This window comes from Azospirillum sp. TSO22-1 (assembly GCF_003116015.1).
Taxonomy (GTDB): domain Bacteria; phylum Pseudomonadota; class Alphaproteobacteria; order Azospirillales; family Azospirillaceae; genus Azospirillum.
In genome coordinates this window covers 19,889-44,953 of sequence record NZ_LGQZ01000051.1, presented here as the reverse complement: position 1 = coordinate 44,953, position 25,065 = coordinate 19,889, and the positions used below count along the sequence as shown (strand labels likewise).

Sequence of the window (25,065 nt, the reverse complement as noted above, 5' to 3'; positions counted from 1 at the left end):
GGGTGGAGGACAGGTTCACCTACGTCTCGGCCGCCGGCGGCGCCTTCCTGGAGTGGCTGGAAGGCAAGGACCTGCCGGGCGTCGCCGCGCTCAAGAAGAAGTAAGCGCGGGCAATCCCGCGCGCCGTCCATCACCATTCAAACGCAAGGATGCAAACCGATGAGCAAGACGATCATGTGGGCCGAGACCGACGCCCGGGGCGTCGAGACCGAATGCCTGTTCAACGAGGATTCCCGCACCTACGAGGTGATGGTCTGCGCCAAGGGGCCGTGGCTCTGCCGGTCGGAGTCGTTCCCGGTCGAGGCGGAGCCGGTGCGGGGGATGGCCGACGTGGACCACCTCCGCTCGATCCAGATCGCCGGGCGGCTCGCCGCCGACGTCCGTCACTCCCTCGGCACGCCCCGGACCTGAGGAACGGGGATCACGCCAGCCAGAGGTAGAGCGGAAGGAGCGCAAGCACGACGACGTGCGCGCCGTAATACAGGATCTCGAAGAACAGCGCGGCCTTGTCGAAGCCGAGGGAGGGGGTATCGGCCACGGCCGCCGCCCGTCCCTTGGGAACGGATCTGAACCGGCCGACCAGAACGAGCGCAACCGCGAGCCCCAGCAACGGAAGCAGCGCAGCCACCCCGAACGCATGGTTCATGAAGCCTGCCAGCATGGTCCATGCTCCTTCCCGGTACCGCAGGGGCCAAGTCAATCCGTCGCATCGGACGCGACGGCGTCCGCTTGCACCGCACCCAGTGCATCCTCCGCCTCACCGGCGCGGGCGGCCTTGCGCGCCATGACGTACCCGAGGGCCACGACGGCGATGGCGCCAACGAACGGCACGACGCTGTGCAGGACGGGCGCGTCGTGCTCGACCCAGGCGACCAGCGTCGGATCGGAGACGATCACCTCCCCCGCGATGTACCCGAGGAGCGCGGCGCCGGCCGTCACCAGGACGGGGAACCGATTGATCAAGCCCAGGACGAGCGTGCTGCCGAACACGATGAGCGGGATGCTGATCACCAGCCCGATCACCAGCAGAGGCATGTTCCCCTTCGCCGCCGCGGCGATGGCGATCACGTTGTCCAGGCTCATGACCGCATCGGCGATGACAATGGTCTTGACGGCCTCGATCAGGGATCCCCCGGTGCCGACCGCGTGGTTCTCCTCGTTTTCCGGGATCATCAGCTTGTAGGCGATCCACAGCAGAAGAACGCCGCCGGCGACCTTCAGGAAGGGGATCTGGAGCAGGTAGGCGATCAGGATCGTGAAGACGATGCGCAGGACGACCGCCGGTCCGGTCCCCAGGATGATGCCCAGCTTCTGCTGCTTCGGCGGCAGCGAGCGGCACGCCATGGCGATGACGACCGCGTTGTCGCCGCTCAGCAGGATGTTGATCCAGATGATCTGCAGGAGCGCCATAAGGAACTCGCCGAACTCGAACATTCCGCCCTCCGACCTGAAATCCGCCGCCGATGTCCAGGCAGGGCGCCCTCGCGCCGCACCCGCCGTCCGGTCAGAGTACCCGACACGTCGTTCACATACTAGTATATTAGATATTAGACACGACGCGGCACGATGCCGCGGCGCGCGCGGCGCCCGTCGAGCCTTTTGCCGCAGGGGCGGCGTTGGATTGCCTGCGAGGGGCGCGCGCCCTATCATCGCCGCAACGCCGGGATGGCGGTGAAGGAGCGGATGATCGCGATGCAGAACCCGGGATCTCGACCGCCGGCGTTTCCAGAGTCCGCAAGGTCCGGGGCGCACGACGCGGATCGGACGGTCGTCGCACCGTTGAGCCGCCCCTCACTGACCGAGGCGGCCGCGGCGCAGCTCAGGGAGTTGATCGTCACCGGCCAGCTGCCGGCCGGGACAGCCTTGACCGAGCACGCGCTGGCCGAGGTCATGCGCATCAGCAAGACGCCGGTCCGCGAAGCCCTCGCTCTGCTTCGGACCGAGGGGCTGGTCACGATCCTGCCGCACCGGGGCACGTTCGTGTTCGTGCCGGATCCCCTGGAGGCGGCGCCGATCTGCGCGCATTGGGCGATCCTGGCCACGGCGGCGCTGCGGGCGGCGGCCGAGCACGACCGTGCCGGCCTCGCCGCCGCCCTGGACGGAGTGCGCCTGCGGATCGCGCAGGCCGCGCAACGCGGCGACGAGCGCGCGGTGATCCGCGACGAGGCCGACGCGCAGGCGGCCATCTTTGCGCACTCCGGGAACGGCTTCCTGGCGGACGCCCATCGACTGATCGCCCACAAGATCGCGGCGATGCGCGTTCACGCCGGGCGTCTGGAGATGCCCGCATCTTCGGCCAAGCTCGAGATGGACGCGCTGTTCAAGGGCGTGGACGGCGGCGACGTGGAGGGCGCCGCGGCGCTGCTTTCGGCGCGCATCGAGCGGATCGGGGCCTTCCTCGGGCAGACGCTCGGCGGCGGCAAGGCTTCCCAGGCCCGCAGCGGCGTCATCATGCCGATGGTCCTGCCCTTCCTTACGGACGAGTGCCTGCTGAGCCTGCTTCAGGAGGTCTCGTTCTACCTCATGTAGGCGAGAGCGGAGAGGGCATCCGGCGGCCGGCGGCTTACGCCGCGCGGACCGCCGCGATGAAGCTGCTCACCTCACGACGCAGCGTTTCCGCCTCTTCAGCCAGGCTGCTGGCCGAATCCCGCACCTGAGAGGAGGAGGCTCCGGTCTCCATGACCGCCTGGTTCACGCCGACGATGTTGCTGGACACCTCGCTGGTGCCCCGGGCGGCCTGCACCACGTTGCCGGCGATGTCGCGGGTCGCCGCGCCCTGCTCCTCGATGGCGGCGGCGATGGCCGTGGCGATCTCGCTGATGTGCCCGATGGTCTGCGCGATGTCGTGGATGGCCGACTGGGCGCCGCCGGTCGCCGACTGGATCTCCTTCACCTTGGCCTGGATCTCCTCGGTGGCGCGCGCCGTCTGGTTCGCCAAAGCCTTGACCTCGCTGGCGACCACCGCGAAGCCCTTGCCGGCCTCGCCGGCGCGCGCTGCTTCGATGGTCGCGTTCAAGGCCAGCAGGTTGGTCTGCCCGGCGATGCTGTTGATCAACTCGACCACGGCGCCGATCTGGTCGGCTGCGTCCACCAGACCGCGCATGGTCGCGGTGGTCCGCTTGGCCTGCGTCACCGCCCGCTCGGAGATCTCCGTCGAGGTGCTGACCTGACGGCCGATTTCCGAGATGGACGCCGACAGCTCCTCGGTGGCCGTGGCGACCGTCTGCACGTTCGCCGAAGCCTGCTCCGAGGCCGCCGCCGCCGCCGTCGCCTGCTCGCTCGCGTGGCCGGCCATGGACGACATGGCGGTGGCGGTGCGCTGCATCTCCGTCGCGGCCGAGGCGACCGTTTCGACGATGGATGCCGCGTGTGCGTCGAACGCGCGCACCAGCCCTTCCAGATGCGCGGCGCGGCGCTCCTTGGCGGCCTGCTCGGCTGCCTGCGCGGCGGCGAGGCGCTCCGCGGTGATCATGCTGTCGCGGAACACCATCACCGCGGCGGCCATGGCGCCGATCTCGTCGCGGCGGCCGATGCCGGGGATCTCGACCGCCATGTCGCGGTCGGCCAAGCGCCTCATGCTGTCCGTCATGGCGCGGATCGGGCCGCTGACGCGCTTGTGGGCCGCAAGGAAGCCGGCAACCGTCAGGACGACGGCGGCGGCGACGAGGAAGGTGGCAATGACGGCGTCGAGCGTCGCACGGCCCGCCCGGGCGTCCGCCCGCGCCACCATCTGCTCGACGGCGGCATGCGCCGCATCGACGATGTAGCCTTGGTTGGCGGTGTCCTGCTGGCGGAGGGTGGCGAGATCGACGGGCAACGCCTGACCGCTCACAAGGGCCTTCAGGACCGATTTGCGCATCTCGACGTACGGCCCTTCGAAGTTGGCCTTCGCCTTGGTCACGGCCGCCGTGATGGAGGGGTGCGTGTCGAAACGGGAGACCGCCTCCTCCACGATCGACCACGCGTGCCTCGCCTGGCCGCTGAGGTCGGTGATGGTCAGCGCGTCGTCCTGGGTCCACTCCTTGCCCGTGGCGACGGCGACCTGGATCGGCAGGGCGACGCCGCCGACGTTCAGGCGGGTGGTCCAGGCGGCCCGCTTGATCAGGAGGAGATGGTCGACGACGGGATCGGTGAGCTTCAGCGCCCCGTCCAGGAGATCCGTGGTGGCGGTGAGGGCGTTCATGTACTCCACGGGCGCCTTCGACCACGCGTTCGCCACCTGGGGATCGCGGGCCGCCTTCGTCTGGCGGGCGGCCGCGTCGGCCTTGCCCCGCATCTCGACCATCAGGTCGTGAGCCGACCGGAGGCGGTCGGCGACCGCCCGCAAGCCCGGAAGATCGAGCGTCTCCAGCGCCGCCGCGATGGCGGCGTAGCCCTCTTCGGAGACCCGCCGGTTCGCAGCGACGTTGCTCTCGTCGGCGCCGCTGATGGCGGCTTCGGCGCCGAGGGCGGGAGTCAGCACGCCGCGCTCCAGCCGGACGGCGAGGAGCGTGCGCAGCAGCTCGCGGCTGACCGAGCTGAGGGCGGCGACCTGCTTGGCGCCGTGCGTGCGCTGGACGACATCGACCAGGGTGTAGGTGCTCGTGCTGATCAGCAGCAGGCCGAGCGCGGCGATCACCAACCCGAGAATCGCACGGATCGAGAGGCGCTGGAGAATCTGTGGCATGACGATGCCTATGCGGTTGGAAGGCGCCACGAAGCGGGCACGGCCCGTTCATGAACCGTGGTCCTGCGCCTGCAAGCGATCGGGTTGTGTGACAGCCACAAAGCCAAGGTCGCAAAATTGATATACTAGTATTTTTGTCGGGTGACCAGCGGCGGCTTGTCGCACGCCGCGACGCCCCCTGCCGCCCCGGCCCAACGCCGGTCAGGCGTGGTCGTGCGGCGGGTGCGGGAGGTCGAGGCCGAAGATCGCGACCAGATCCGCGACCTGGGCCGGGGTCAGGTGGCGCGGGTTCAGGTTGCGCAGCAGCAGGTGCAGCTTCGCCGTCTCCTCCAGTTCCTCGGTGGCGAAGACGGCGGCCTCCAGGCTGTCGCCGGCCACCACCGGGCCGTGGTTGGCCAGCAGCACCGAGGAATAGCGCCCGGCCAGCCCGCGGATCGCGTCGGCCACCGCCGGATCGCCGGGCCGGTAGTATGGCACCAGCGCCACCTGCCCGGCCCGCATCAGCGAATAGGCGGTCAGCGGCGGCAGCACGGCGCGCGGGTCGATCTCCGACAGCATCGACACGGCCACCGCGTGCGTCGAGTGCAGGTGCACGATGGCGCGCGCGGCCCCGCGAGTCTCGTACAGCGCCGTGTGCAGCGGGATCTCCTTGGTCGGCGGGTTGCCGGACAGCAGGCGTCCCTGGGCATCCAGGCGGGCGAGCCGCGCCGGGTCGAGGAAGCCGAGCGAGGCGTTGGTCGGCGTCACCAGCCAGCCGCCGTCGTCCAGCCGCACCGAGATGTTCCCCGACGATCCCGGCGTCAGGCCGCGCTCGAACAGCGAGCGGCCGAAGCGGCAGACGTCTTCCCGCAGCGTGCTTTCCGGCATGGTTTCGCCCTCCCCTTCCCCCGATGATCGCCCAGTTCCCGGCGCCGCGCCACAACTGCCGCCGTGCGGCATGTCACAACATTAACCAAACTGGTATATTGCTATGCCGTTCATCTAGGGCGTAAGTGATATGCGCCTTTGTCGCCGGATGACGGCGGCCCTCGCCGCGGGCGGGCCGACGAGCGTCCCCAGTCTTTGACCCGGACCTCGGCCGGCGCACGCGTCGGTGGCGGAGGAGGAGAGTTCCCATGAAGATGAACAAGCAGACGGCGCTGATCGTCGTCGCCATGGTGCTGGGCATCCTGGTCGGTTACGCCTGCAACGTCCTGAGCGGCGGCCCGGCGGCGAAGGAGATCGCCGGGTACTTCGCCATGGTGACCGATATCTTCCTGCGCCTGATCAAGATGATCATCGCGCCGTTGATCTTCTCGACCCTGGTCGCGGGGATGGCCGGCATGGGCGACGCCCGCACCGCCGGCCGCATCGGCGGCAAGGCGGTGGGCTGGTTCCTGATGGCCTCGGTGGCCTCGCTGACCATCGGCCTGATCTTCGCCAACCTGTTCCAGCCCGGCGCCGACGTCGGCGTGCCCCTGCCCGAGGCCGGCACCGCAGTCAGCCTGAAGACCTCGGCGCTGAACCTCCGGGAGTTCGTCACCCACGTCTTCCCGCGCAATTTCTTCGAGGCGATGGCCAACAACGAGATCCTGCAGATCCTGGTGTTCTCGGTGTTCGTCGGCCTGGCGCTCGGCAAGCTGCGCGAGACCAAGGCGCGCACGCTGGTCCAGTCCATCGAGGAAGTGGTGCCGGTGATGCTGACCGTCACCGACTACGTCATGCGCTTCGCCCCCATCGGCGTCTTCGCCGCCGTCGCGAATGTGGTCGCCACACAGGGGCTGGGCGTGCTGCTGGTCTACGGCAAGTTCATGGGCAGCTTCTACCTGACGCTGGTGGTGCTGTGGGCGTTCCTGATCGGCGCCGGCTATCTGGTGCTGCGCAACGACGTGTTCCGCCTGGTCAGGACGGTGCGCGAGCCCATGCTTCTGGGGTTCTCCACCGCATCCAGCGAATCCGCCTATCCCCGCGTCATGGAGGAGCTGAAGGGCTTCGGCATCAAGGAGCGGGTGATCGGCTTCGTGCTGCCGCTCGGCTATTCGTTCAACCTCGACGGCTCGATGATCTACACGACGTTCGCGTCGCTGTTCATCGCGCAGGCCTACAACCTGCCGCTCGGCCTGGAGCAGCAACTGCTGATGCTGCTGGTGCTGATGGTGTCCAGCAAGGGCATCGCCGGCGTGCCACGGTCGTCGCTGGTGGTGGTGGCCGCTGTCCTACCCATGTTCAACCTGCCGGAGGCCGGCGTGCTGCTCATCATGGGCATCGACCACTTCCTCGACATGGGGCGCACCGCCACCAACGTGCTGGGCAACGCCATCGCCACAGCCGTGGTCGGCAAGTGGGAAGACGCCATCGGCGCCGAGGAGGAGATGACGGAGGAGGCCGCACTTTCCGCCGCCGCTGCGGCGGACTGACGGCCGCTGACGTCATGAGCGGCTACGCCGCCCCGTCGGGCGTCCAGATCAGCGCCGGCTTCTCCTTCCAGGCGAAGCGCTCCAGGTGCTGGCCGACGATGCTCTCCACCTGCGCCAGCGCCGCCGCGTCCGACGCCTCGCAACGCAGGGTGAGCGCGCCGTCGCCGGCCTCCATGACGCAGACGCCCATGGCGAACTCCGCCCGGCCGCGGGTCTCGTCGTACTCGACCGCGATCTTGTGGCGGAAATGCTTGCAGAGCTGGACGAGGTAGCGGCTGGCCAGCGCCGTCGTCACCCTGGCTTCGGAGGCGATCATGGCGGGATGCTCCCGGACGGTTCGGACCGCGGCACGGCGCGGTCGGAGAGGACGATGGGAAAGCCCTGCGAGCAGCGCTCGACCCGGCCTTCGATGCCGTAGGCGCGGCGCAGCACGTCGGGGCTCATGGCCTGTTCCGGCGGCCCCGCCGTCAGCAGCCGGCCGTGCGCCAGCACCACCACCAGATCACAGGCGCGCAGCGCCAGATTGAGGTCGTGCATGGCCAAGAGCGCGATGGAGTGGTCGCGCGCGGCGATGGCGCGCACCGTCTCCAGCACGGTGAGTTGCCAGCGCAGGTCGAGCGCGCTGGTCGGCTCGTCGAGCAGCAGCAGCCGCGGCCGGCGGACCAGCGCCTGCGCCAGCCCGACCATCTGCCGCTGCCCGCCCGACATCTCGCCGAGGCGGCGGAGCGCCAGGTCGCGCAAGCCGAGCTGGTCGAACACCGCGTCGATGGCGGCTTCCGCCGACCCATCGCCGCGCACGGCGCGGAGCGCGGCCAGCACTGCCTCGTAGGCGACCAGCGAGGTGCCCTGCGGCAGCGCCTGCGGCAGGTAGCCGACCAGCCGCACCCGGCGGTGCGCCGCCATGGCCGTCAGGTCCTCGCCGTCCAGCACGATGCGGCCCGACGCCGGGCGCAGGCCGGCGATGGCCTTCAGCAGCGTCGACTTGCCGGCGGCGTTCGGCCCGATCACCGCCACCAGCGAGCCGGGCGGCACCGTCTCCAGCTCCAGCCCCGACAGCACGGTGCGGCGGCCGTAGCCGACGCTCAGGTCATGGAGCGAGAGCCCGCGCGTCACGGCGCCCTCCTCTGGCCGAGCACCAGCGCCATGAACAGCGGGATGCCGACCAGCGCGGTGACGATGCCGATCGGCACGATCAGGCCGGGGATCAGCAGCTTGCTGGCGATGGAGGCGGCGGACAGCACCACCGCCCCGGCAAGCGCGCTGCCCGGCAGGTAGAAGCGGTGGTCCTCGCCCAGCAGCAGCCGCGCGATGTGCGGACCGACCAGCCCGATGAAGCCGATGGCGCCGGCGAACGCCACGGCCACCGCCGCCAGCAGGCTGGCGCGCAGCAGCACGGTGAGGCGCAGCCGCTCCACCGGGATGCCGAAGCTGCGCGCCTGCTCCTCGCCGCCGCGCAGCGCGGTCAGCGCCCAGGCATCGCGCAGGGACAGTGGCACGCACAGCACCAGCACCACGGCGATCACGTCGATCTTGCCCCAGGTGGCGCGCGCCAGGCTGCCCATGGTCCAGAACACGATCTGCTGCAGGGCGTCGGTGTTCGCCACGAACTGGATCAGCGAGACCAAGGCGTTGAAGGTGAAGAACATGGCGATGCCGAACAGCACCACCGTGTCCTTCGTCGCGCCCACGCTGCGCGACAGCGCGTAGATCAGCAGCGTCGCCCCGGCCGCCCCGGCGAAGGCGCTGGCCGCGATGGCGACGTTGGCGCCCAGCCCGAACAGGTCGAGTTCCAGCACGATGGCGACCGACGCCCCGAAGGTGGCGGCGAACGACACGCCGAGCGTCATCGGGCTGGCCAGCGGGTTGTTGAGCACCGTCTGCATCTCCGCCCCGGCCAGCCCGAGCGCGGCGCCGACGAACACCGCCATGGCGGCGTAGGGCAGCCGCACGTCCCACAGGATCACGCCTTGCGCGCGCGGCAGCGCAGCCCGGTCGATGAGGCCGGCGACCACGTCGCGCAGCGGCAGCGCCGCCGGCCCGGTGGCGATGTCCACCAGGAAGGACGCCGCCAGCGCCACCGCCAGTGCGACCAGCAGAACGACGCGCCGCCGCACGAAGCCCGCGTAGAGGCGTGCCAATGGCGGCGCGGCCGTCATCTCCCCGCCATCCCTCATTTCAGGCCGACCCAGTAGGTGCCGTTCAGCGGGATCGGCTGGAAGCGTTCGTACAGCGTGCGCAGCGTCGCCTGCGGGTCGAGGTCGGCGAAGGCCTGCGGGTGCAGCCACGCGGCGAAGGCCTGCACGGCGGCGACGTTGAAGGGCGAGTTGTAGAAGTGGTGCCAGACGGCGAAGGCGCGCTTCTCGCGCACCGCCGCCAGCTCGGCGATGCCGGTGCGCTTGAGCGCGCGCTCCAGCGAGGCGCGGGCCAGCTCCGGCGTCACGCCGGCGCCCAGCACGATGCGGTTGGGCGTCTTGTCCATGGTGGCCAGCGCGCCGGTGGCGGTGCCGATGTAGACGTCCGGCTCGCGGGTCAGCAGGTGCTCGACGTTGACGGTGCCGGTCTCACCGGGCACGAGGCCGGCCGCGGCGTTGCGCCCGCCGGCCACGTCGATGAAGCGGCCCATCATGCCGTTCACCATCGTCTCGCAGCACTGGTCGTTGAGGCCGACCCGGCTCTCCAGGAACACCGTGGGGGGCGCCGCGAGGGTGGCGACGCGGTCGGTGACGCGCTTCAGCTCCGCCTCGTAGAAGGCGGTGAACTCCGCGGCCTCCGCCGCGCGGCCCAGCACCGTGCCGAGCAGCGCGACGCTGCGCGGCGTGTTCTTCAGCGGATCGCGGCGGAAGTCGATGAAGACCACGGCGATGCCCGCCGCCTCCAGCTGCGCGATGACCTCGGCGGCCTTGGGCGAGGGCCCGTGCCCCTCCAGCCCGAAGATGGCGACGTCCGGCTGCAGCGCGATGGCCTGCGCGACGTTGAAGCTGTCCGCCGACACCCGCCCGACCGGCGGGATCTCCGCCAGCTTCGGGAAGCGCTCGCGGTACTGCGCGAAGGTGCCGGGGTCGAGCAGCTGGAACTCGCCCATCTGGCCGACGACGCGCTTCGTCGGGTCGTCGCGGTCGAGGATGGCCAGCACCGGGACATAGCGTCCCTCGCCGAGGATGACGCGCTCCACCCGGGCCGGCACCGACACCGTCCGGCCGGCGAGGTCGGTGACCTCGACCCGGTCGGCAGCGGTGGCGGACCCCAGCGGCAGCAGGACGGCCAGGGCGGACAGCAGGATTCTCAGCATCGACGAACCTCTCGGAATCACGGGGCCGGCCCCAGCGTCGCGCGCAGGGCGTGGCTGAGGGCGGTCGGCACGACGGAGGCGTGGTTCTCGCCCTCGAACGTGCGCTGGACGACCTGAAGGGTGCCCAGCCTGGACAGCCGCGCGGCCAGCGCCTCGGCGTCCTCCACCATGTTGCGCTGGCGCTCCAGCCCGCCGACGGCGATCAGCAGGCGGCGGCCGGGCGGCGGGGCGGAGGCGGCGAAGCGGCTCTCCTCCTCCAGGATCGCGCGGTCGTTCCACCAGAGCGACGGGCTGATGGCGGCGTAGGCGCGGAAGGCGTCGGGCCGGGTGAACAGGGTGTGCAGCACGAACAGCCCGCCCAGCGAGTGGCCGAACAGTGCGTCGCGCGTGCCATCTACCGGGAAATCGCGGGCAATGGCCGGCTTCACCTCCTCCACCAGGAAGCGCAGGAAGGCGTCGGCGCCGCCGTTGGCCGGCCAGGGCGAGCCGTCGGGGCGCGGTGGCAGCTTGGTCGGGTCGGCCGGCGTGGTGAAGTCGCGGATTCGCTGCGTGTCGTCGTACGGCCCGTCGGTGGGATAGCCGATGCCGACGACGACGGCCGGCGCCACGCCGGTGGCGGCGGGGCGGCGGCCCTGCACGCGCACCGCCTCCGCCGCCGTGGCGAACGCCGCGTTGCCGTCGAGAACGTAGAGCACCGGGAACCCGGCCGGCGGCGGCGGGCCGGCCGGCCGGGCGACGAGGATGCGGTACTCCCGCCCGTCGTCGCGGGCGTGCATCACGCGCACCTCGCTGTTCGGCACGGTGACGGAGTCCGCCGCCGCCGGGGCGGCGCCGGCCAGGAGAAGCGCCAGGATAAGGGGGACGAGCCGGCGCATGCTCAGAACTTCGCCGTCAGCTTGAGCCAGGCGCTGCGCGGCTCGCCGTAGAAGTTGAACACGGTCGGTCCGCCGACGCGCGAATAGTACTTGGTGTCGAACAGGTTGTTGACCGACAGCGCGACGCCCACGGCCTTGGTGACCTGATAGCCGATCTGGGCGTCGGCGACGGTGTAGCCCGCTTGCTCGAACCGCACCGCGCCCGACTGCGCGAAGTAGCCGCTGTAGGCGCGCAGGCCGCCCCCCACGTGGAAGCCGTCGAGCGGGCCGTCCTGGAAGCTGTAGCGGGTCCACAGCGTGGCGGAGTGCTTCGGCGTCCAGGTGTTGAAGGTGCCGGACTGGCCCGGCGGGGCGGTCAGGTACTCGGTCTGGGTGTAGGCGTAGCCGGCGAACACCTCCCAGCCCGGCAGCACGGTGCCGCTGACCTCCGCCTCGAAGCCCTGCACCCGCACCTTGCCGGCGGCGATGGAGACGGCGGGCCGGGTGGCGTCGGCGATGGCGCGGTTCTCGTCGGTCAGGCGGAACAGCGCGGCGTGGGCGTTCAGGGCACCACCCAGGAACTCGCCCTTCAGGCCGGTCTCGTACTGGGCGCCGGTGCGCGGCCGCAGCACCGCGCCGTTGGCGCCGGTGGCGGTCTGCGGCTGGAAGATGTCGGTGTAGCTGGCGTAGGCCGACACCGTGTCGGTCAGATCGACGATGACGCCGGCGTAGGGCGTGAACTTGCCCTCCTCGGTGAAGGTGGTGACGGCGCCGTTGACCAGGTTGGTGGAAGTGTTCTCGTAGCGGCTGAGCCGCCCGCCCACCAGCACGGTCAGCGGGCTGACCGGCTTCAGGCGCAGCTGGCCGTAGGCGCCGTACTGGATCGGCTCGTTCTCGGTGCGCGTGGTGAAGGGCGTCGCCGGCTCCGCCACGTTGGAGATCGGGTTGTAGATGTTGATGGCCGGCCCGAAATTGACCTGACCCTGGTACAGCTTCTGCTGGTAGCGCCGGAAATCGACGCCGGCCAGCACGGTGTGCGTCTGGCCCAGCAGGTTGAACGGCAGGCTGACGTTGGCGTCGGCCGAGAGCGACTCCTCCCAGTACTGGCGCGCCAGCACGGTCAGGCCGGTGGTGTTGGTGCGCGGGTCGACGGCGCTGCGCGAATAGGCGTACTTGAAATCGACGTCGCGGTCGCTGTAGCGGACGGCGGCGCGGGCCCGCCCACCGTTCTCGAAGCGGTGCTCCAGTTCGGCGAAGCCGTCGGTGATGTCGTTCCGGAAGCGGTTCCAGTCGGCGCCGATGAAGGTCGAGCGGTCGACGTCCAAGAGCTGCCCGGACGCGTAGGCCGGTAGGCCGTTGAACGGGTTGATGCTCGCCTCCTGCCGCGCCGCCGAGAGCGACAGCGTGGTGTTCTCGGTCAGGTCGATATCGACGGTGCCGTAACCGACCTTGGTGCGGTTGTGGTTGACGTTCACGTGGGTGTCGCGGTCCTGGAAGGCTCCGACGAGGCGCCCGCGCACCTTCCCCGCCTCGGTCAGCGGTCCGCCGACGTCCACCTCGGCGCGCCGGTATTCCCACGACCCGAGGGTCGCCGAGCCCGTCGCGGTGAAGCGGTCCTGGGCGCGCTTGCGCACCAGGTTGACGGTGCCGCCCGGCTCGCCGGTGCCGAACAGCATGCCGGACGGCCCGCGCAGCACCTCGATGCGGTCGAACATGACGAGGTCCGGCTGCGTGCCGTAGACGCTGGACAGCGGCGCCGGCAGCCCGTCCACCAGCGCGTTGTCCAGCTCGTAGCCGCGGGTGAAGATGCTGGAGCGGCCCTGGTCGTTGGTCAGCACCGTCATGCCGGTGGTGGCGCGCATGGCGTCCTCCAGCCGGTTCAGGTTCTGGTCGTCGATGCGCTGGCGGGTGACGACGCTGACCGACTGCGGGGTCTCGCGCAGGGTCGTCGGCATCTTGGAGCCGACGGTGGTCACCGACCCGCCGTAGGAGCCGGTGCCCTCGGTGGCGCCGGGGTCGCGGCTGCTGCGCCGCCCTTCCACCGAGACCGGGTCGGTGACGACGACGCCCGGCGCCGCGGCGACCTTCTCCAGCACCACGGTGCGCGTGTCGCTGAACCGCCACGTGTAGCCGGTGCCGGACAGCAGCTGGCGCAGCCCCTGCGCCGGCGTCAGCGTGCCGCTCAACCCGGCCGTCCGCAGGCCGGCGAGGTCGCGCGAGGCGAACAGCAGCCGCAGGCCGGCCTGGTCGGCGAAGGCGGTCAGCGCGGTGTCCAACTCCTGCGCCGGAATCTGGAAGCGCACCGCCTGCTCCGCCTGCGCCACCTGCCGCGCCGTCTCCGCCGCGCGGCCGAGCGCCGGAACGGCGCACAGCGCCGCCGCGGTGGACAGCAGTAGCAACGCCCGAACGCTCCTCACCCGATGCCGGTCCCGATCGACCGCCACACACCCCCGCCGCTCAGCCATGCCAGAAGCCCTTCGTTTCTTATGCAAATACTGCGAACGAGAACCATTCGCACTCTCTAGGTCTACGACGAACGAGGGGGAACGACCTTGCAGCGGCCGGCGAAAAATTTTCGCGAGGTCAGTAGATCACCGTCAGCAGCGGCAGGCGGACGATGCGGGCGGCCATGGTCTGCTCGACCGTGCGCAGCAGGCCGTCGGCGTCGCCGAGTTCGAAGATGCCCGACACCTCCAGCGCCCGCAGCCGGTCGTCCGCCACGACGATGCGGCCGGGGCGGTAGCGCTGCATCTCGGTCACGACGTCGCCCAGCGGGCGGCGGTTGAAGATCAGCTTGCCGCGCCGCCATGCCGTCTCCGTGCGGGCGTCCACGCGCTCCGGCGCGCCCGGCTCGCCGCCCGTGCCGAAGGCCACGCGCTCGTCGGCGACGAGGCGGACCGCGTGCGCGCCGCCGCGCACCTCGACGCTGCCCTCACTGACCACCACCTCGACCGCCCCGCCGGTGTTGCGCACGCTGAACACGGTGCCGAGCGCCTGCGCCTCGCCGCCGCCGGCGCGCACGACGAACGGGCGCGCGGCGTCGCGGACGACCTCGAACTGGGCCTCGCCCTCGTGCAGCACGACGCGGCGCTCGCCGGCCGAGAAGGCGACGGACAGCGCCGTCGCCGTGTTGAGCGCGGCCAGCGAGCCGTCGGGCAGGCGGATCTCCCGCCGCTCGCCGACCCGCGTGGCGTGGTCGGCGTACAGCCCGGACAGCGGACCGACCACACCGCCGCCGACCGCCAGCGCGGCGGCCGAGGCCGCGACCGCACCACCCAGCACGGCGCGCCGACCGAACGCGCGCGCCCGCTCCGGCCGCGCGCCGACGGCGCCGATGTCGCGCCACAGCGTCTCGGCCTGCGCCGCCGCCGCCACGTGCGCCGGGCTGCGCCGGCGCCACGCCGCGAAGGCCGCCTGGTCCTCCGCCGTCGCCCGGCCGGAGCGCAGGCGCACCACCCAGTCGATCGCCTCGTCGCTCAGCCGCGGCGGGAACGGGATGGGTAAGCGTGGTTCGTTCGGCATCATGGGCGTCCCGGCAACGGAGGCCGCGCCTCCCCTGTCCACACGACGAATCCGGCGGGGCGAAACGGCAGCGCGAGCATGCGCTATTCTCCAGCGTTGAGGGAATCCAGGCGGTCGCGGCAGTGCCGCAGCGCCTGGGCGATGTACTTGGCCACCATGCTCTCGGACACGCCGAGCCGAGCCGCGATCTGCGCGTGGGTCATTCCCTCCATGCGGCTGAGCAGCAGCGCCTGCCGTGGCTTCGCCGGCAGCGCGTCGAGCGCGGCGCCGAGCTGGCGGATCCGTTCGCGCGCCAGCAGCGTGGTTTCCGGCAGCGGGGCGGGATCGGGCACCGCCTCCACCGCGTCGTCGCTCACCACGACCGCGGCACGCCGGGCGTTCTGCCGCAGCGTGTCGATGGCGAGGTTGCCGGCGACGCGGAACAGGTAGGCGCGCTGGTCCTGAACGTCCGTCACCGCCTCCCCCGCCGCCGCCAGACGCAAGACGGTGTCGTGCGCGACGTCGGCGGCCCGGTCGGGATCGCCCATCCGCCGCGCCAGGAAGCGGAGCAGGTCCGCGTAGTGTTCCTGGACGCTGGCGATCAGACCGTTGGATCGCTGCCGCTCGCTGGGCACGTCCGGACCTCCTGTGGGCGCTGCGGTCACACCGCACCGATGCGGATGGAGCGTTATCCTACGCGTCCTAACCTTTTGCCGGGCCGGCGGTCAAGGATGATATGCGATTCATTCGCATTTGCATTCTATGTTGAGGCACCGCCTCGGCTCTCCGCCTGATTTCCACGCAGCCGTTTGAGGCACCTCCACAGGGCGACGCAGGATCCCTGTGCCGACCTATGTCCAAAACTTGGCTTGGCAGCCGACCACAGGCCAGCTGAGACGCCCCAGCCCCCCTTGCGGAGGACGACCATGAACATCCTGGTGATCAACCACTATGCGGGCTCCGACCGCCTGGGCATGGAGTATCGTCCGTTCTACCTTGGCCGTGAATGGATGGCACGCGGGCACGCGGTGACCGTCATCGGATCGAGCGTCTCGCACCTGCGCGCCCACAAGCTCGCGATCCACGCCGACCTCGACGCGACCAAGGAGGAGGGGATCCGCTTCCGCTGGTTGCGGACCGGCGGCTATGCCGGCAATGGCCTCGGCCGGGTCGCGAACATGATGACCTTCATCGGCAAGCTGATGGCGTACGCGGACCGCATCGCCGGCGAGGAGCGGCCCGATCTCGTGATCTGCTCCTCCACCTATCCGCTGGACATCTACCCCGGCGCGCGGATCGCCCGGCTGAGCGGGGCGCGGCTGGTCTTCGAGGTGCACGACCTGTGGCCGCTGAGCCCGATGCTGCTTGGCGGCTACTCGCCGCACCACCCCTACATCCGCCTGATGCAGATGGCCGAGGATGCCGCCTACCGCCAGGCGGATGCCGTCGTCTCCATCCTGCCCCACACGCTGGAGCACATGGTGAGTCGGGGCATGGATCCGCGGAAGTTCACCCATGTGCCGAACGGCATCCCCGTCGCCCACCCGCAGGCGTCCTTCAGCGGCGATCTGCCGCCCGACGTGGAGACGGTGATCGAGCAGGAACGCGCGCGCGGGCGCTTTCTCATCGGCTATGCGGGCGGCCTGAACCTGTCCAACGCGGTGGGGCCTCTGGTCGAGGCGGCGCGCCTGCTGGCGCACGAGAACGTGTCGTTCCTGCTGGTCGGAAGCGGCAACCACGAGGATGCCTTGCGGGCGCAGGCGGTGCGCCACGGGCTCGACAATTTCCACCTGCTCGGCCGGATTCCCAAGCGGGCGGTGCAGACCTTCCTGACGCGGCAGGACGCGCTGGTCGTCTCGTGGGCGCGCAGCCCGCTCTATCGCTACGGCATCTCGCCCAACAAGATCTTCGACTACATGCTGGCCGGCCGCCCGGTGGTGCAGGGAAGCGACGCCAGCAACGATCTTGTCGGCGAGGCCGGATGCGGAATCACGGTTGCTCCCGATGATCCGGCCGCGCTGACGCAGGCCATTCTCGCCCTGCGACGGATGCCCGCCGCCGAGCGGCTGCGCCTTGGCGCGAACGGCCGCCGCTTCGTGCTTCAGCATCATGATTATCAGGTTCTGGCGGCACTCTTCCTGCACGCGGTGGCGCCGGCCACCGGCCTGCGCGGGTGAGGCCGACGGTGACGAATCCCCGCGCCATGCCCCCAAGGCCGAGGGCCGCGACGCGCGGACGGGGAGCACGTGGGGGATGCCCTCCGCATCGGTCAGCACCAGCGCCTCCACGCCGTGGAGCTCGGCGATCACCGCGGGCGACAGCACTTGCGGGGTCCAGCGGGCACGGTCCGGCACCCGCCAGACCGGCATGGCCGACGGTCAGCAGCGTCGCCGGCCCGCGCGAGATGGGAACCTGTGGAGCAGGCGGTGGCGCGGACGGCCACCGACGTTGCTCAGGCCGGCGACGCGGTGGAGTCCCCGGCTTCCGTGACGAGGATCGGCTTGCCGAGCAGGCGACACTGGCCGCGCACCACGGCGACCTGATGTTCGTCCTGGTTGGTGATGCGGATGTCGTAATAGGCGGTGCGGCCGCTGGTCACCACCTCAGTGGCCTCCGCCGTCAGCCGGTCGCCGAGCCTGGCGGGCGCGATGAACGCGACGTTCATGGTTTGCGACAACGTGGCGACGTTGCGCGAACACACCGCATAGGCGCACGCGGTGTCCGCCAGGGTGAACAGGATGCCGCCGTGGCACAGGTCGTGTCCGCCCAGCATGTCCTCGCGCACCGTGATCGCCATGCGCGCGCGCCCGGGCCCGATGTCCAGCAGGTCGATGCCGAGCTGCCGGCTGACGCGGTCACGGCCGCGGATGGCGGTGGCGACGGCGGTCGCAAGGGCCTCGGGAGAGCCGGCGGCGGTGGCGTCGATGATGGTGTCCAACGGCGTGTCTCCTTAGGTGCGCAGGATGATGATGGTGCAGGATTTGGTATCGCCGTCCTTGTCGCCGCCCATGCAGTGGGCCAGCCCGACGCGCGCCCCCGGCACCTGCCGTTCGCCGGCGCGGCCCTGCAGATGCTGGGCGATCTCCACCACCTGGGCGACGCCGGTGGCGCCGACCGGATGGCCGCGGCTCAGCAGGCCGCCGGACGGGTTGACCGGCGTGCGGCCGCCGAGCGCCGCCGCGCCGCCCTCCACATAGGCGCCGCCTTCGCCCGGCGGGCACAGGCCGAGCCCCTCGTAGTGCAGCAGCTCGGCGATGGTGAAGGCGTCGTGGCATTCGACCACGTGCAGGTCGCCCGGCCCCAGCCCGGCCTGCTCGTAGGCGAGGCCGGCGGCCCGTCGATCGGTCTCCCAGCGCGCCAGCTCGGGCGCCGTTTCGTAGGTGCCGGTGGTCAGCACCGAGGCGGCGACCCGCACGGTCGCTCCCAGCCGCCGCGCCACGCGCTCGCTCACCAGCACCAGCGCCGCCGCGCCATCGGCGATCGGGCAGCACTGCAGCCGGGTCAGCGGCGTGGCGATCATCGGTGCCGCCAACACCTCCTCCAGCGTCACCGGCTGGCGGAACATGGCGGCCGGGTTGCGGCCGGCGTGCGCGCGGTTCTTCACGGCCACGGCGGCGAGCTGCTCCGGCCGGGTGCCGAACTCGTGCATGTGGCGCTGCGCGCGCAGCGCGAAGCTGGCTGGCGTGACCAGCCCCAGCAACGTGTCCACCTCTGTCTCGCCGGAGTTGATCAGGCCGAGCTGCGGCACGCACATCTTCTCGGCGCCGACCACCAACGCCACCTCGGCCTCGCCGGCGCGGATGGCGGTGCAGGCGAGGTGCACGGCGGTCGAACCCGAGGTGCAGGCGTTCTCGACGTTGAGCACCGGGATGCCGGCGACGCCGACCTCGGCCAGCACGTTCTGCCCCAGCGTCGAGGCGCCGAACAGTCGGCCGGCCAGCGCGTTGGCGAAGACGCCGAAGCCGACGTCGGCCGGCCGCAGCCCGCTGTCGGCGAGGGCCGCGCGGGCGGCCTCGGCGCCCAGCGAGACGACGTCGCGTGCGGGATAGCGGCCGAAGGGCAGGACGGCGCTTCCGGCAATGTGGACGATGGTCATGCGGCGTCCTCCAGGCGACGGAACACCGGGCGCAGGCAGGCGGCGCCGTCGTTGCCGACGCCGACCGGGCGGGCCACCAGCTCGACCCGCTGGCCGGGCGCCAGCGCCGCCGCCGAGTCCTGGTCAAACAGGCCGAAGACGCGAAGGCCGGTGCCGTCGATGTCTACATAGCCCACCGCGTACGGCGTCGGCAGTCCGTAGGGCGCCTTGGCGCAGACGGTGGTGTGGCTGTAGACCCGGCCGACGGCGGCGACCTCCACCGGCTCGGCCGGCGCGAGGGTGGCGGCGTTCCAGGCGCGGCGCGGGAATGTCAGGGCACCGTCGGCACCGGCGCGGGCGGCGAGCAGGACCACGTGCCGGTCGTCGAGCACGCGGTAGGCCCCGGCCAGTTCGGGTGGCAAACCGGTCATGCGGGGGTCCTCTCGCGGTCCCAGGTGTCGGCGGTCACGCCCTCGGCGCGCAGCCGGTACTTCTCGACACGCTGCGTCGGCGTCTTCGGCAGCTCGGCCATCGGCCGGACGTAGCGCGGCACCATGAAGGCCGCCATGTTGGCGCGGCAGTGGGCGATCAGCTCATCCGGCGCCAGCGCCGCACCCGGCTTGGCGACGACGCAAACCATCACCTCGTCCTCGCCGAGCTCGGAGGGGACGGGAATGGCGGCGCTCTCCTGCACCGCCGGGTGGCTGTTGACGGTGCGCTCCACCTCGAAGGAGGAGATGTTCTCGCCGCGCCGGCGGATGGCGTCCTTGCGGCGGTCGACGAAGCGGTAGAAGCCGTCGGCGTCGCGCTCCAGCACGTCGCCGGTGTGGAACCACAGGTCGCGCCACGCCTCCACCGTCTTCTCCGGCATGCGGCGGTACTCCAGCATCATGGCGTGCGGCCGCTTCGGCCGGATCAGCAGCTCGCCGGGCTGGCCATCCGCCGCCTCCAGCCCATCGTTGCCGACGAGACGGACCTCGTAGTCTTCCGTAGGCACGCCGCAGCTTCCGGGCTTGCGCCGCTCGCGCGTGCTCATCAGCGGCAGGCCGATCTCGCTCATGCCGTAGCCCTCGACCAGCGTGACGCCGAAGCGCGCCTCGAACGCCTCGAACAGGCCGGGTCCGGCGCCGGCGCCCATCATCAGGCGCAGCGGGTGGTCGCGGTCCGCCGGCGACGGCTCCGCCTTCATCAGCATCGACAGGATGGTGCCGATGTAGTTGAACTCGGTGCAGCCGTGCCGGCGGATGTCGTCCCAGAAGCGCCCGGCCGAGAACTTCTCCGCCAGCACCATGCGCGCCCCGGACAGCAGGGCCGGCATGGTGGACAGCACCTGGGCGTTGCCGTGGAACAGCGGCAGCGCGTTGTACAGGCAGTCGTCCTCGGTATAGCCAGTGGCCCCGGCGATCAGCTCGCCCATGCGCACGCCGTAGTGGTGCGGCATCACCGCACCCTTGGACGGCCCGGTGGTGCCGGAGGTGAACATGATCGCGTACGGATCGGACCACGCGACGCCGGGGTCGCGCCAGCGGCCGTCGTTGTCCATCAGGTCGGCCAGCCGGTGCACCGCCAGCCGCCCGGCGGCGGCCGGCGGCTCGCCGGCGATCACGAGGTGCTTCAGGCGGGGCAGCCGCTCCGCCACCGCCAGCACCGCCGGCACGAACTCGGCGTCAGCAACGATGATGCCGCACTCGGCGATGTCGAGCATGTGCGCCAGGAGGTCGCCGCGGTGCGCGGTGTTGAGCGGCACCTCGATGGCGCCGATGGCGGCGGCGCCGAACCACAGCGCCAGGAACTCCGGCTTGTTGCCCATCAGAATGGCGACGGTGTCGCCCTTGCCGACGCCGAGGCCCTGAAGGCCGGCGGCGGCGCGTTCGCACAGGTGCCACAGCGCGGCGTAGCTGAAGGTCTCCCCGCCGAAGCTGAGGAAGGCGCGCCCGCCCTGGCGTTCGGCGCGGTCGCGCAGCACGGCGTGCACCGTGCGCTTCTGCGGTCGGTCGTTGCGGAACATGGCCCCTCCCTCCCGTCAGGCGGCGCGGTCCTGCCCCGTCGCCGGCGCCGCCGGGTCGGGGAAGGCGCCGTAGTAGCGCAGGATGGCCGCGGGCGGGCTCTGCCGCTCCCACTCCCGCTCGAAGGCGGCGTAGGGCTTGGCGCGGCGCAGCCGGTCCTGGCGGGCCTGCGTGCGCGCCGCCTCGGTGGCGGCCTCGTCGAGGTGCAGGGTGTGCGGGTCGACCACCACCCGGTAGACGTCGCGCGCTGCCTGCACCGTGCAACGCCCCGCGCGCAGGTCGCGCACCACCGCCGCCGGATCGCGCTGCAGCGGGTCGCCGTAGCCGGCGCCGCCGGTGACCGGCACGTAGTAGGTGTCGCCCTCGCTGAACGGGGAGGGCGGTGCGGCGAGGTTGCCGTAGCCACGCTGCCCCTCCTCCGGCGTGCCGCGGCCGTAGAGGGCGCCCATCGAGTTGGGCAGCCGCGGGTCGGCGTCGCGCAGCAGCGTCCCGGCGTTGGAGCCGTGCACCGTCTGCACGAAGGCCGGCGGCGCCGCGCGCCCGCCGAAGATGCCGAGCGTCGCCGGGAAGTGCGAGCCGAAGCCCATGCCGCCCAGCACCACCCACGGCACCCCGTGCACCTTCAGCCCGAAGCCGACGCCCGAGCCGCCGCGGTGCTTGCCGTGGCCGTAGGAGTTGTCGAAGAAGTTGCGGAACAGGTAGAGGAAGGGCCGGTCGCTCTCGGTGCTCTCGACGTCGCCGCAGTCGCTCATGGTGGCGAAGAAGGCGCCGGCGCAGTCCACGCCGTCCCTGCCCGGCCGCCCGCCCGCACCGGTGGCGTTGATCTCCGGCGTGATGTCGGCCATCGGCTCGCCCCACTGGTTGAGGCCGGCGAACACGGTGACGGCGAAGCCGGTGTACCACGCCCCCACCGCCCGGCTGGGGTCGGTGGCGTAGGTCATGCGCGCACCCGCCATGAACATGCCCTGGGTGAACGCCACCTGGGTGGCCGGCGCGTAGGACACCGGCACGTCCCCCTTGGCGTTAACGAAGCTGTCCTCGGGGAAGCGCCAGTCGATGGCCTCCAGCAGGCCGTTGTTGGCCGGCAGGTCGTGGAACAGCCAGCCGCAGAAGTACACCATGGCAAGGCCGATGATACCCTGGAAGTAGGTGTTGAGCGGCCGGTCGGGCAGCAGCGGCGACGAGCCGTCGAGCACCAGCGTGATGCGCTCCCCCTTCTTCTCGACCGCGAGGTTGATCTTCAGGAGCTGGCTCTCCGGCCCGACGGTGTCGAGGAAGCGCGGCTGCCGGTAGACGCCGTCGTTGAGCGCCGCCACCTTGCGCCGGGCCGCGGCGCCGGTGACGGTCAGCACCTTGCGCAGCGCGCCGACGAAGAAGGCGACGCCCTTGTCGGCGATCAGGTCGCGGACCCGGCGCTCGGCGATGCGGGCGGCGGCCAGGCGGGCCTTGAGGTCGAGGATCATGGTGCGCGGGTCGCGCGTCATGGTGGCGAGCATCGCCAGAAGGTCTTCCTTCAGCGTGAAGTTCTCGCCGACCTTGATGGGCGGCACCAGCAGCCCCTCGTCGTAGCGCGACTTCGCCCCGTTCACCATGCCGCCGGGCTCCGAGCCGCCAGCCTCGCCGGTGTGCACGGCGGCGCCGATGAAGCAGACCAGCTCGCCGTCGACGATAACCGGCACGCACAGCCCCATGTCGGCGTTGTGCACGCCGCCGTAGAACGGGTCGTTGTAGAAGAAGGAATCGCCGTTGCGTACGCCGACCGACGGGTCGTCCTTCAGGTGCTTGACCAGGTACTTGACGGGAAGCTGGCTGAGCACCGCGTGGTGGTAGATGCCGGTGGCGCAGATCGCCAGATCGCCCTGCGCGGTGTAGACGCCGAAGGCGACGTCGCCCCAGCGCATCGCGGTGGAGGCGCCGAGTTTCATGGTGGTCTCTTTGCCCTCCAGCGCGATCATCTGCATCTTGTGCTGGAAGATCTCGAAATCGAGATCGGCGACGGCGGCCTGCGCCGCCTGCTCGCGCGCGGTCACCGGCTCCGGGCGCAGGCGGTGCACCACTTCGGTGTCGCGGCCGTACTTGATGGACATGGCGTCTCTATCCCCTGTTCGGGTGTGTCGGTGGCGGCGGCGTCAGGCGTCCGTGCGGGTGAGGATGCCGTTGCGCAGCTCGTCCATGCGGTAGGTCCAGCCCGGCTCGACCACGTAGGTGGTGTCCGGCGCCTCGATCAGCGCCGGGCCGCTCAGGCTGTGGCCGGGCTTCAGGCGCGTCCAGTCGTAGACCGCCGTTGCGCGCGGCCCCTCGGCCGGGTCGAAGCAGGCCGGGCGGCTGCCGCTCAGCGCCTTCGCCGGGTCGGGCGGGCCGGCGGCGGCGCTGGTCAGCGGCGGCGGCTCAGCGATGACGCTGGCGGTCAGGTAGAAGCACTCGACGTTGATGCCGCCGGCCGGGAACGCGGCTTCCGGCGAATAGACCCGCGAGTACAGCCCGGTGAAGGCGGCGCACAGCGCCTCGACGTCGGCGCGTCCGGTGAGGTGCAGCGACGGCGCCGTCACCTTGGTGAGGTTGTACTGGCTGCCGTAGCGCATATCGAGGTCGAGGCGCAGCCGCACCCGCTCCGGCCCGAAGCCCTCCAGCCGCAGGTCGCGCAGCGCCTGCCCGCGCAGCGTCTCGACGACGCCGTTGAAGGCGCCCAGGTCGGCCAGGTACTCCTGCCTGTCGTAGCGGAACAGCTTGATGGTGCGCGACTGCTCCCACACCTGGCTGATCTCCATGCTCGACGCGCCGAACGCGCCGGAGACGGAGGACACCGCCGGGATCACCACGGTGCGCGCGCCGATGTACGGCGCAAAGCCGCAGGCGTGCGTGGCTCCGGCGCCGCCGCAGGCGAAGACGACGAAGGTGCGCGGGTCGTGGCCCTTCAGCGCCACCTCGTTGAACACCTCCTGCCCCATGCGGGCGTCGACCAGCCGACGGATGCGCCACGCCGCCTCCTGCACCGGAATCCCGAGCGGCTTCGCCACCTTCTCTTCGATCACCCGTTCGGACGCCTCGGCGTCCAGCGGCATGTCGCCGCCCAGGTAGTTGTCGGGGTTGAGGTAGCCGAGCACGAGGTCGGCGTCGGTCACCGTGGGCTCGGCGCCGCCCTGGTCGTAGCAGGCCGGGCCGGGCATCGAGCCCGCCGACTGCGGCCCGACCTCCAGCTGGCCGTCCATAAGCCGGTTGACCCAGGCGATGGAGCCGCCGCCGGCGCCGATCGACTTCACCTCGATGGCCGGGATGTTGGTGCGCCAGCGGTCGATCACCGGGATGAAGTCCTGCGCGCGCAGCTCGCCGCCGGCCACCACGCCGATGTCGAAGGACGTGCCGCCCATGTCGGTGAAGACGATGTCGCGGAAGCCCGAGAGCGACCCCAGCCGCGCCGCGCCGTGCATGCCGGCGACCGGGCCGGCGTTGTGGGTCAGCACGGCGCGGGTGCGCGACACCTTCTTGGTGCCGCCGGTGTTGTGCACCAGGATCACCGGTTTGGTGAAGCTGGCGGCGCGCAGCTCGGTGCCGAGGCGGCTCAGCTCCTGCGCCATGATGCCGTGGATGTAGGCGTTGACCACCGCGGTCATGGTGCGGGTGTACTCGCCGGCCTTGGGCGACACCTCGCTGGACAGCGTCACCGGCATGGCGCCCAGGTAGTCCTCCGGGTACTCCTCCTCGATGACCTGCTTGATCAGCCGCTCGTGCTCGGGGTTGACGAAGGACCACAGCAGCGACACCACGAAGCCCATGGCGCCGCGGTCGACCAGCGTCTGCAGCTTTTCGAGGATCTCCTCGCGGGTCAGCGGCATGACGACGCTGCCGTGGCAGTCCATGCGCTCGCGTACGCCGACCACCATGTCCGGGTCGATGAGCGGCGCCGGCTTCTCGATGGTGGCCATGTCGCGCACCTCGTGCACCGAGGCGCCGTCCGCCCAGCTGCGGCCTCGGCCGATGAAGATGGTGTCCTCGAAGCCGGCGGTGGTGATCAGGCCGAGCTTCGGTCCGCTGCGCTCGATCAGCGCGTTGGTGCCGACCGTGGTCGAGTAGCGCAGCGCCTCCACCTGCTCCAGGTACCTGGGCAGCGACAGGCCGCTGCGCCGCGCCAGATCGCGCACGCCGCGCATGAAGCCGACCGACAGATCGTAGTGCGTCGTCGGGGTCTTGCAGGTGACGATGCGGCCGTCCGTCCCGACCGAACAGAGGTCGGTGAAGGTGCCGCCGATGTCGATGCCGACGTTGAAGCCCATGCCAGAT

The 25,065-nt window shown here is 71.1% G+C and carries 22 protein-coding genes; 4 read left to right on the top strand and 18 right to left on the bottom strand.

The annotated features are described in order from the left end of the window. The first annotated feature begins 159 nt into the window (after positions 1–159). Entirely contained in the window at positions 160–411 is a 252-nt protein-coding gene (locus tag TSO221_RS14205; RefSeq protein ID WP_109119160.1) for a hypothetical protein, read from the top strand. Positions 412–421: 10 nt separating this feature from the next. Here the strand turns inward: TSO221_RS14205 and TSO221_RS14200 are convergent, their stop codons facing one another. Together TSO221_RS14200 and TSO221_RS14195 are read right to left on the bottom strand one after the other, a co-directional pair. Next, a complete protein-coding gene (locus TSO221_RS14200) occupies positions 422–661 on the bottom strand; it encodes a hypothetical protein (RefSeq protein WP_109119159.1) in 240 nt (79 codons plus the stop codon). Positions 662–696: 35 nt separating this feature from the next. Beyond that, positions 697–1,434, bottom strand: coding sequence for a TerC family protein (locus tag TSO221_RS14195; RefSeq protein WP_109119158.1), 738 nt, complete (start codon positions 1,432–1,434; stop codon positions 697–699). 345 nt (positions 1,435–1,779) lie between these two features. Between TSO221_RS14195 and TSO221_RS14190 the strand changes: the two genes are divergently transcribed. Beyond that, positions 1,780–2,529, top strand: a complete 750-nt coding sequence (locus tag TSO221_RS14190; protein ID WP_158284092.1) for a GntR family transcriptional regulator — start codon at positions 1,780–1,782, stop codon at positions 2,527–2,529. Between the two features lie 34 nt (positions 2,530–2,563). On the opposite strand, the gene TSO221_RS14185 is transcribed toward TSO221_RS14190, so the two are convergent. Continuing rightward, on the bottom strand, positions 2,564–4,666 hold the full coding sequence (locus tag TSO221_RS14185; RefSeq protein WP_109119156.1) for a HAMP domain-containing methyl-accepting chemotaxis protein: 2,103 nt from the start codon (positions 4,664–4,666) through the stop codon (positions 2,564–2,566). Positions 4,667–4,867: 201 nt separating this feature from the next. After that, a complete protein-coding gene (locus tag TSO221_RS14180) occupies positions 4,868–5,533 on the bottom strand; it encodes an aldolase (protein ID WP_109119155.1) in 666 nt (221 codons plus the stop codon). A 248-nt stretch (positions 5,534–5,781) separates the two neighbouring features. Here TSO221_RS14180 and TSO221_RS14175 point away from each other — a divergent pair, with 248 nt between their 5' ends. Next, positions 5,782–7,062 carry a dicarboxylate/amino acid:cation symporter gene (locus TSO221_RS14175; RefSeq protein ID WP_109119154.1) on the top strand — a complete coding sequence of 427 codons (1,281 nt, stop codon included), beginning with the start codon at positions 5,782–5,784 and terminating at the stop codon, positions 7,060–7,062. 22 nt (positions 7,063–7,084) lie between these two features. Here the strand turns inward: TSO221_RS14175 and TSO221_RS14170 are convergent, their stop codons facing one another. From TSO221_RS14170 to TSO221_RS14135, 8 genes are all read right to left on the bottom strand, one after another. Then, entirely contained in the window at positions 7,085–7,378 is a 294-nt protein-coding gene (locus tag TSO221_RS14170; RefSeq protein ID WP_109119153.1) for a DUF2218 domain-containing protein, read from the bottom strand. Next, positions 7,375–8,175, bottom strand: coding sequence for an ABC transporter ATP-binding protein (locus tag TSO221_RS14165; RefSeq protein WP_109119152.1), 801 nt, complete (start codon positions 8,173–8,175; stop codon positions 7,375–7,377). Before TSO221_RS14165 ends, TSO221_RS14170 begins: the two co-directional genes overlap by 4 nt. Then, positions 8,172–9,218 carry an iron ABC transporter permease gene (locus TSO221_RS14160; RefSeq protein ID WP_109119151.1) on the bottom strand — a complete coding sequence of 349 codons (1,047 nt, stop codon included), beginning with the start codon at positions 9,216–9,218 and terminating at the stop codon, positions 8,172–8,174. The genes TSO221_RS14165 and TSO221_RS14160 overlap by 4 nt, the downstream gene beginning before the upstream one ends. Before the next feature lie 14 nt (positions 9,219–9,232). After that, positions 9,233–10,351 carry an ABC transporter substrate-binding protein gene (locus TSO221_RS14155; protein ID WP_109119150.1) on the bottom strand — a complete coding sequence of 373 codons (1,119 nt, stop codon included), beginning with the start codon at positions 10,349–10,351 and terminating at the stop codon, positions 9,233–9,235. 17 nt (positions 10,352–10,368) lie between these two features. Beyond that, positions 10,369–11,226 carry an alpha/beta hydrolase-fold protein gene (locus TSO221_RS14150; protein ID WP_109119149.1) on the bottom strand — a complete coding sequence of 286 codons (858 nt, stop codon included), beginning with the start codon at positions 11,224–11,226 and terminating at the stop codon, positions 10,369–10,371. Positions 11,227–11,228: 2 nt separating this feature from the next. Next, positions 11,229–13,604 carry a TonB-dependent receptor gene (locus TSO221_RS14145; RefSeq protein WP_158284091.1) on the bottom strand — a complete coding sequence of 792 codons (2,376 nt, stop codon included), beginning with the start codon at positions 13,602–13,604 and terminating at the stop codon, positions 11,229–11,231. A 184-nt stretch (positions 13,605–13,788) separates the two neighbouring features. Beyond that, positions 13,789–14,727: a FecR domain-containing protein gene (locus tag TSO221_RS14140; RefSeq protein WP_199229479.1), complete on the bottom strand. Its 939-nt coding sequence runs from the start codon at positions 14,725–14,727 to the stop codon at positions 13,789–13,791. A gap of 83 nt (positions 14,728–14,810) precedes the next feature. Continuing rightward, a complete protein-coding gene (locus TSO221_RS14135) occupies positions 14,811–15,341 on the bottom strand; it encodes an RNA polymerase sigma factor (RefSeq protein WP_247878049.1) in 531 nt (176 codons plus the stop codon). 291 nt (positions 15,342–15,632) lie between these two features. Here TSO221_RS14135 and TSO221_RS14130 point away from each other — a divergent pair, with 291 nt between their 5' ends. Then, positions 15,633–16,883, top strand: coding sequence for a glycosyltransferase family 4 protein (locus TSO221_RS14130; RefSeq protein WP_109119146.1), 1,251 nt, complete (start codon positions 15,633–15,635; stop codon positions 16,881–16,883). A 275-nt stretch (positions 16,884–17,158) separates the two neighbouring features. Here TSO221_RS14130 and paaI read toward each other — a convergent pair whose 3' ends face one another. The 6 genes from paaI to TSO221_RS14100 are packed head-to-tail and all read right to left on the bottom strand — an operon-like array spanning position 17,159 to position 25,058. Continuing rightward, on the bottom strand, positions 17,159–17,644 hold the full coding sequence (gene paaI, locus TSO221_RS14125) for a hydroxyphenylacetyl-CoA thioesterase PaaI (protein ID WP_247878048.1): 486 nt from the start codon (positions 17,642–17,644) through the stop codon (positions 17,159–17,161). A gap of 12 nt (positions 17,645–17,656) precedes the next feature. Further along, on the bottom strand, positions 17,657–18,802 hold the full coding sequence (locus TSO221_RS14120; protein ID WP_109119145.1) for a thiolase family protein: 1,146 nt from the start codon (positions 18,800–18,802) through the stop codon (positions 17,657–17,659). Continuing rightward, positions 18,799–19,212: an OB-fold domain-containing protein gene (locus tag TSO221_RS14115; protein WP_109119144.1), complete on the bottom strand. Its 414-nt coding sequence runs from the start codon at positions 19,210–19,212 to the stop codon at positions 18,799–18,801. The genes TSO221_RS14120 and TSO221_RS14115 overlap by 4 nt, the downstream gene beginning before the upstream one ends. Further along, on the bottom strand, positions 19,209–20,789 hold the full coding sequence (locus tag TSO221_RS14110; RefSeq protein ID WP_109119143.1) for an AMP-binding protein: 1,581 nt from the start codon (positions 20,787–20,789) through the stop codon (positions 19,209–19,211). The genes TSO221_RS14115 and TSO221_RS14110 overlap by 4 nt, the downstream gene beginning before the upstream one ends. Positions 20,790–20,804: 15 nt before the next feature. Next, a complete protein-coding gene (locus tag TSO221_RS14105; protein WP_109119142.1) occupies positions 20,805–22,874 on the bottom strand; it encodes a hydantoinase B/oxoprolinase family protein in 2,070 nt (689 codons plus the stop codon). Positions 22,875–22,916: 42 nt separating this feature from the next. Next, a complete protein-coding gene (locus TSO221_RS14100) occupies positions 22,917–25,058 on the bottom strand; it encodes a hydantoinase/oxoprolinase family protein (protein WP_109119141.1) in 2,142 nt (713 codons plus the stop codon). Positions 25,059–25,065 lie beyond the last annotated feature (7 nt).

Excerpts from the sequence above, each read along its gene's own strand:
- TSO221_RS14180 (WP_109119155.1), bottom strand. The coding sequence starts at position 5,533 with ATGCCGGAAAGCACGCTGCGGGAAGACGTCTGCCGCTTCGGCCGCTCG.
- TSO221_RS14160 (WP_109119151.1), bottom strand. The coding sequence starts at position 9,218 with ATGACGGCCGCGCCGCCATTGGCACGCCTCTACGCGGGCTTCGTGCGG.
- TSO221_RS14170 (WP_109119153.1), bottom strand. The coding sequence starts at position 7,378 with ATGATCGCCTCCGAAGCCAGGGTGACGACGGCGCTGGCCAGCCGCTAC.
- TSO221_RS14185 (WP_109119156.1), bottom strand. The coding sequence starts at position 4,666 with ATGCCACAGATTCTCCAGCGCCTCTCGATCCGTGCGATTCTCGGGTTG.
- TSO221_RS14175 (WP_109119154.1), top strand. The coding sequence starts at position 5,782 with ATGAAGATGAACAAGCAGACGGCGCTGATCGTCGTCGCCATGGTGCTG.
- TSO221_RS14205 (WP_109119160.1), top strand. The coding sequence starts at position 160 with ATGAGCAAGACGATCATGTGGGCCGAGACCGACGCCCGGGGCGTCGAG.
- TSO221_RS14105 (WP_109119142.1), bottom strand. The coding sequence starts at position 22,874 with ATGTCCATCAAGTACGGCCGCGACACCGAAGTGGTGCACCGCCTGCGC.
- TSO221_RS14130 (WP_109119146.1), top strand. The coding sequence starts at position 15,633 with ATGAACATCCTGGTGATCAACCACTATGCGGGCTCCGACCGCCTGGGC.
- TSO221_RS14155 (WP_109119150.1), bottom strand. The coding sequence starts at position 10,351 with ATGCTGAGAATCCTGCTGTCCGCCCTGGCCGTCCTGCTGCCGCTGGGG.
- TSO221_RS14200 (WP_109119159.1), bottom strand. The coding sequence starts at position 661 with ATGCTGGCAGGCTTCATGAACCATGCGTTCGGGGTGGCTGCGCTGCTT.
- TSO221_RS14195 (WP_109119158.1), bottom strand. The coding sequence starts at position 1,434 with ATGTTCGAGTTCGGCGAGTTCCTTATGGCGCTCCTGCAGATCATCTGG.
- TSO221_RS14100 (WP_109119141.1), bottom strand. The coding sequence starts at position 25,058 with ATGGGCTTCAACGTCGGCATCGACATCGGCGGCACCTTCACCGACCTC.
- TSO221_RS14110 (WP_109119143.1), bottom strand. The coding sequence starts at position 20,789 with ATGTTCCGCAACGACCGACCGCAGAAGCGCACGGTGCACGCCGTGCTG.
- TSO221_RS14120 (WP_109119145.1), bottom strand. The coding sequence starts at position 18,802 with ATGACCATCGTCCACATTGCCGGAAGCGCCGTCCTGCCCTTCGGCCGC.
- TSO221_RS14150 (WP_109119149.1), bottom strand. The coding sequence starts at position 11,226 with ATGCGCCGGCTCGTCCCCCTTATCCTGGCGCTTCTCCTGGCCGGCGCC.
- TSO221_RS14140 (WP_199229479.1), bottom strand. The coding sequence starts at position 14,727 with ATGCCGAACGAACCACGCTTACCCATCCCGTTCCCGCCGCGGCTGAGC.
- TSO221_RS14115 (WP_109119144.1), bottom strand. The coding sequence starts at position 19,212 with ATGACCGGTTTGCCACCCGAACTGGCCGGGGCCTACCGCGTGCTCGAC.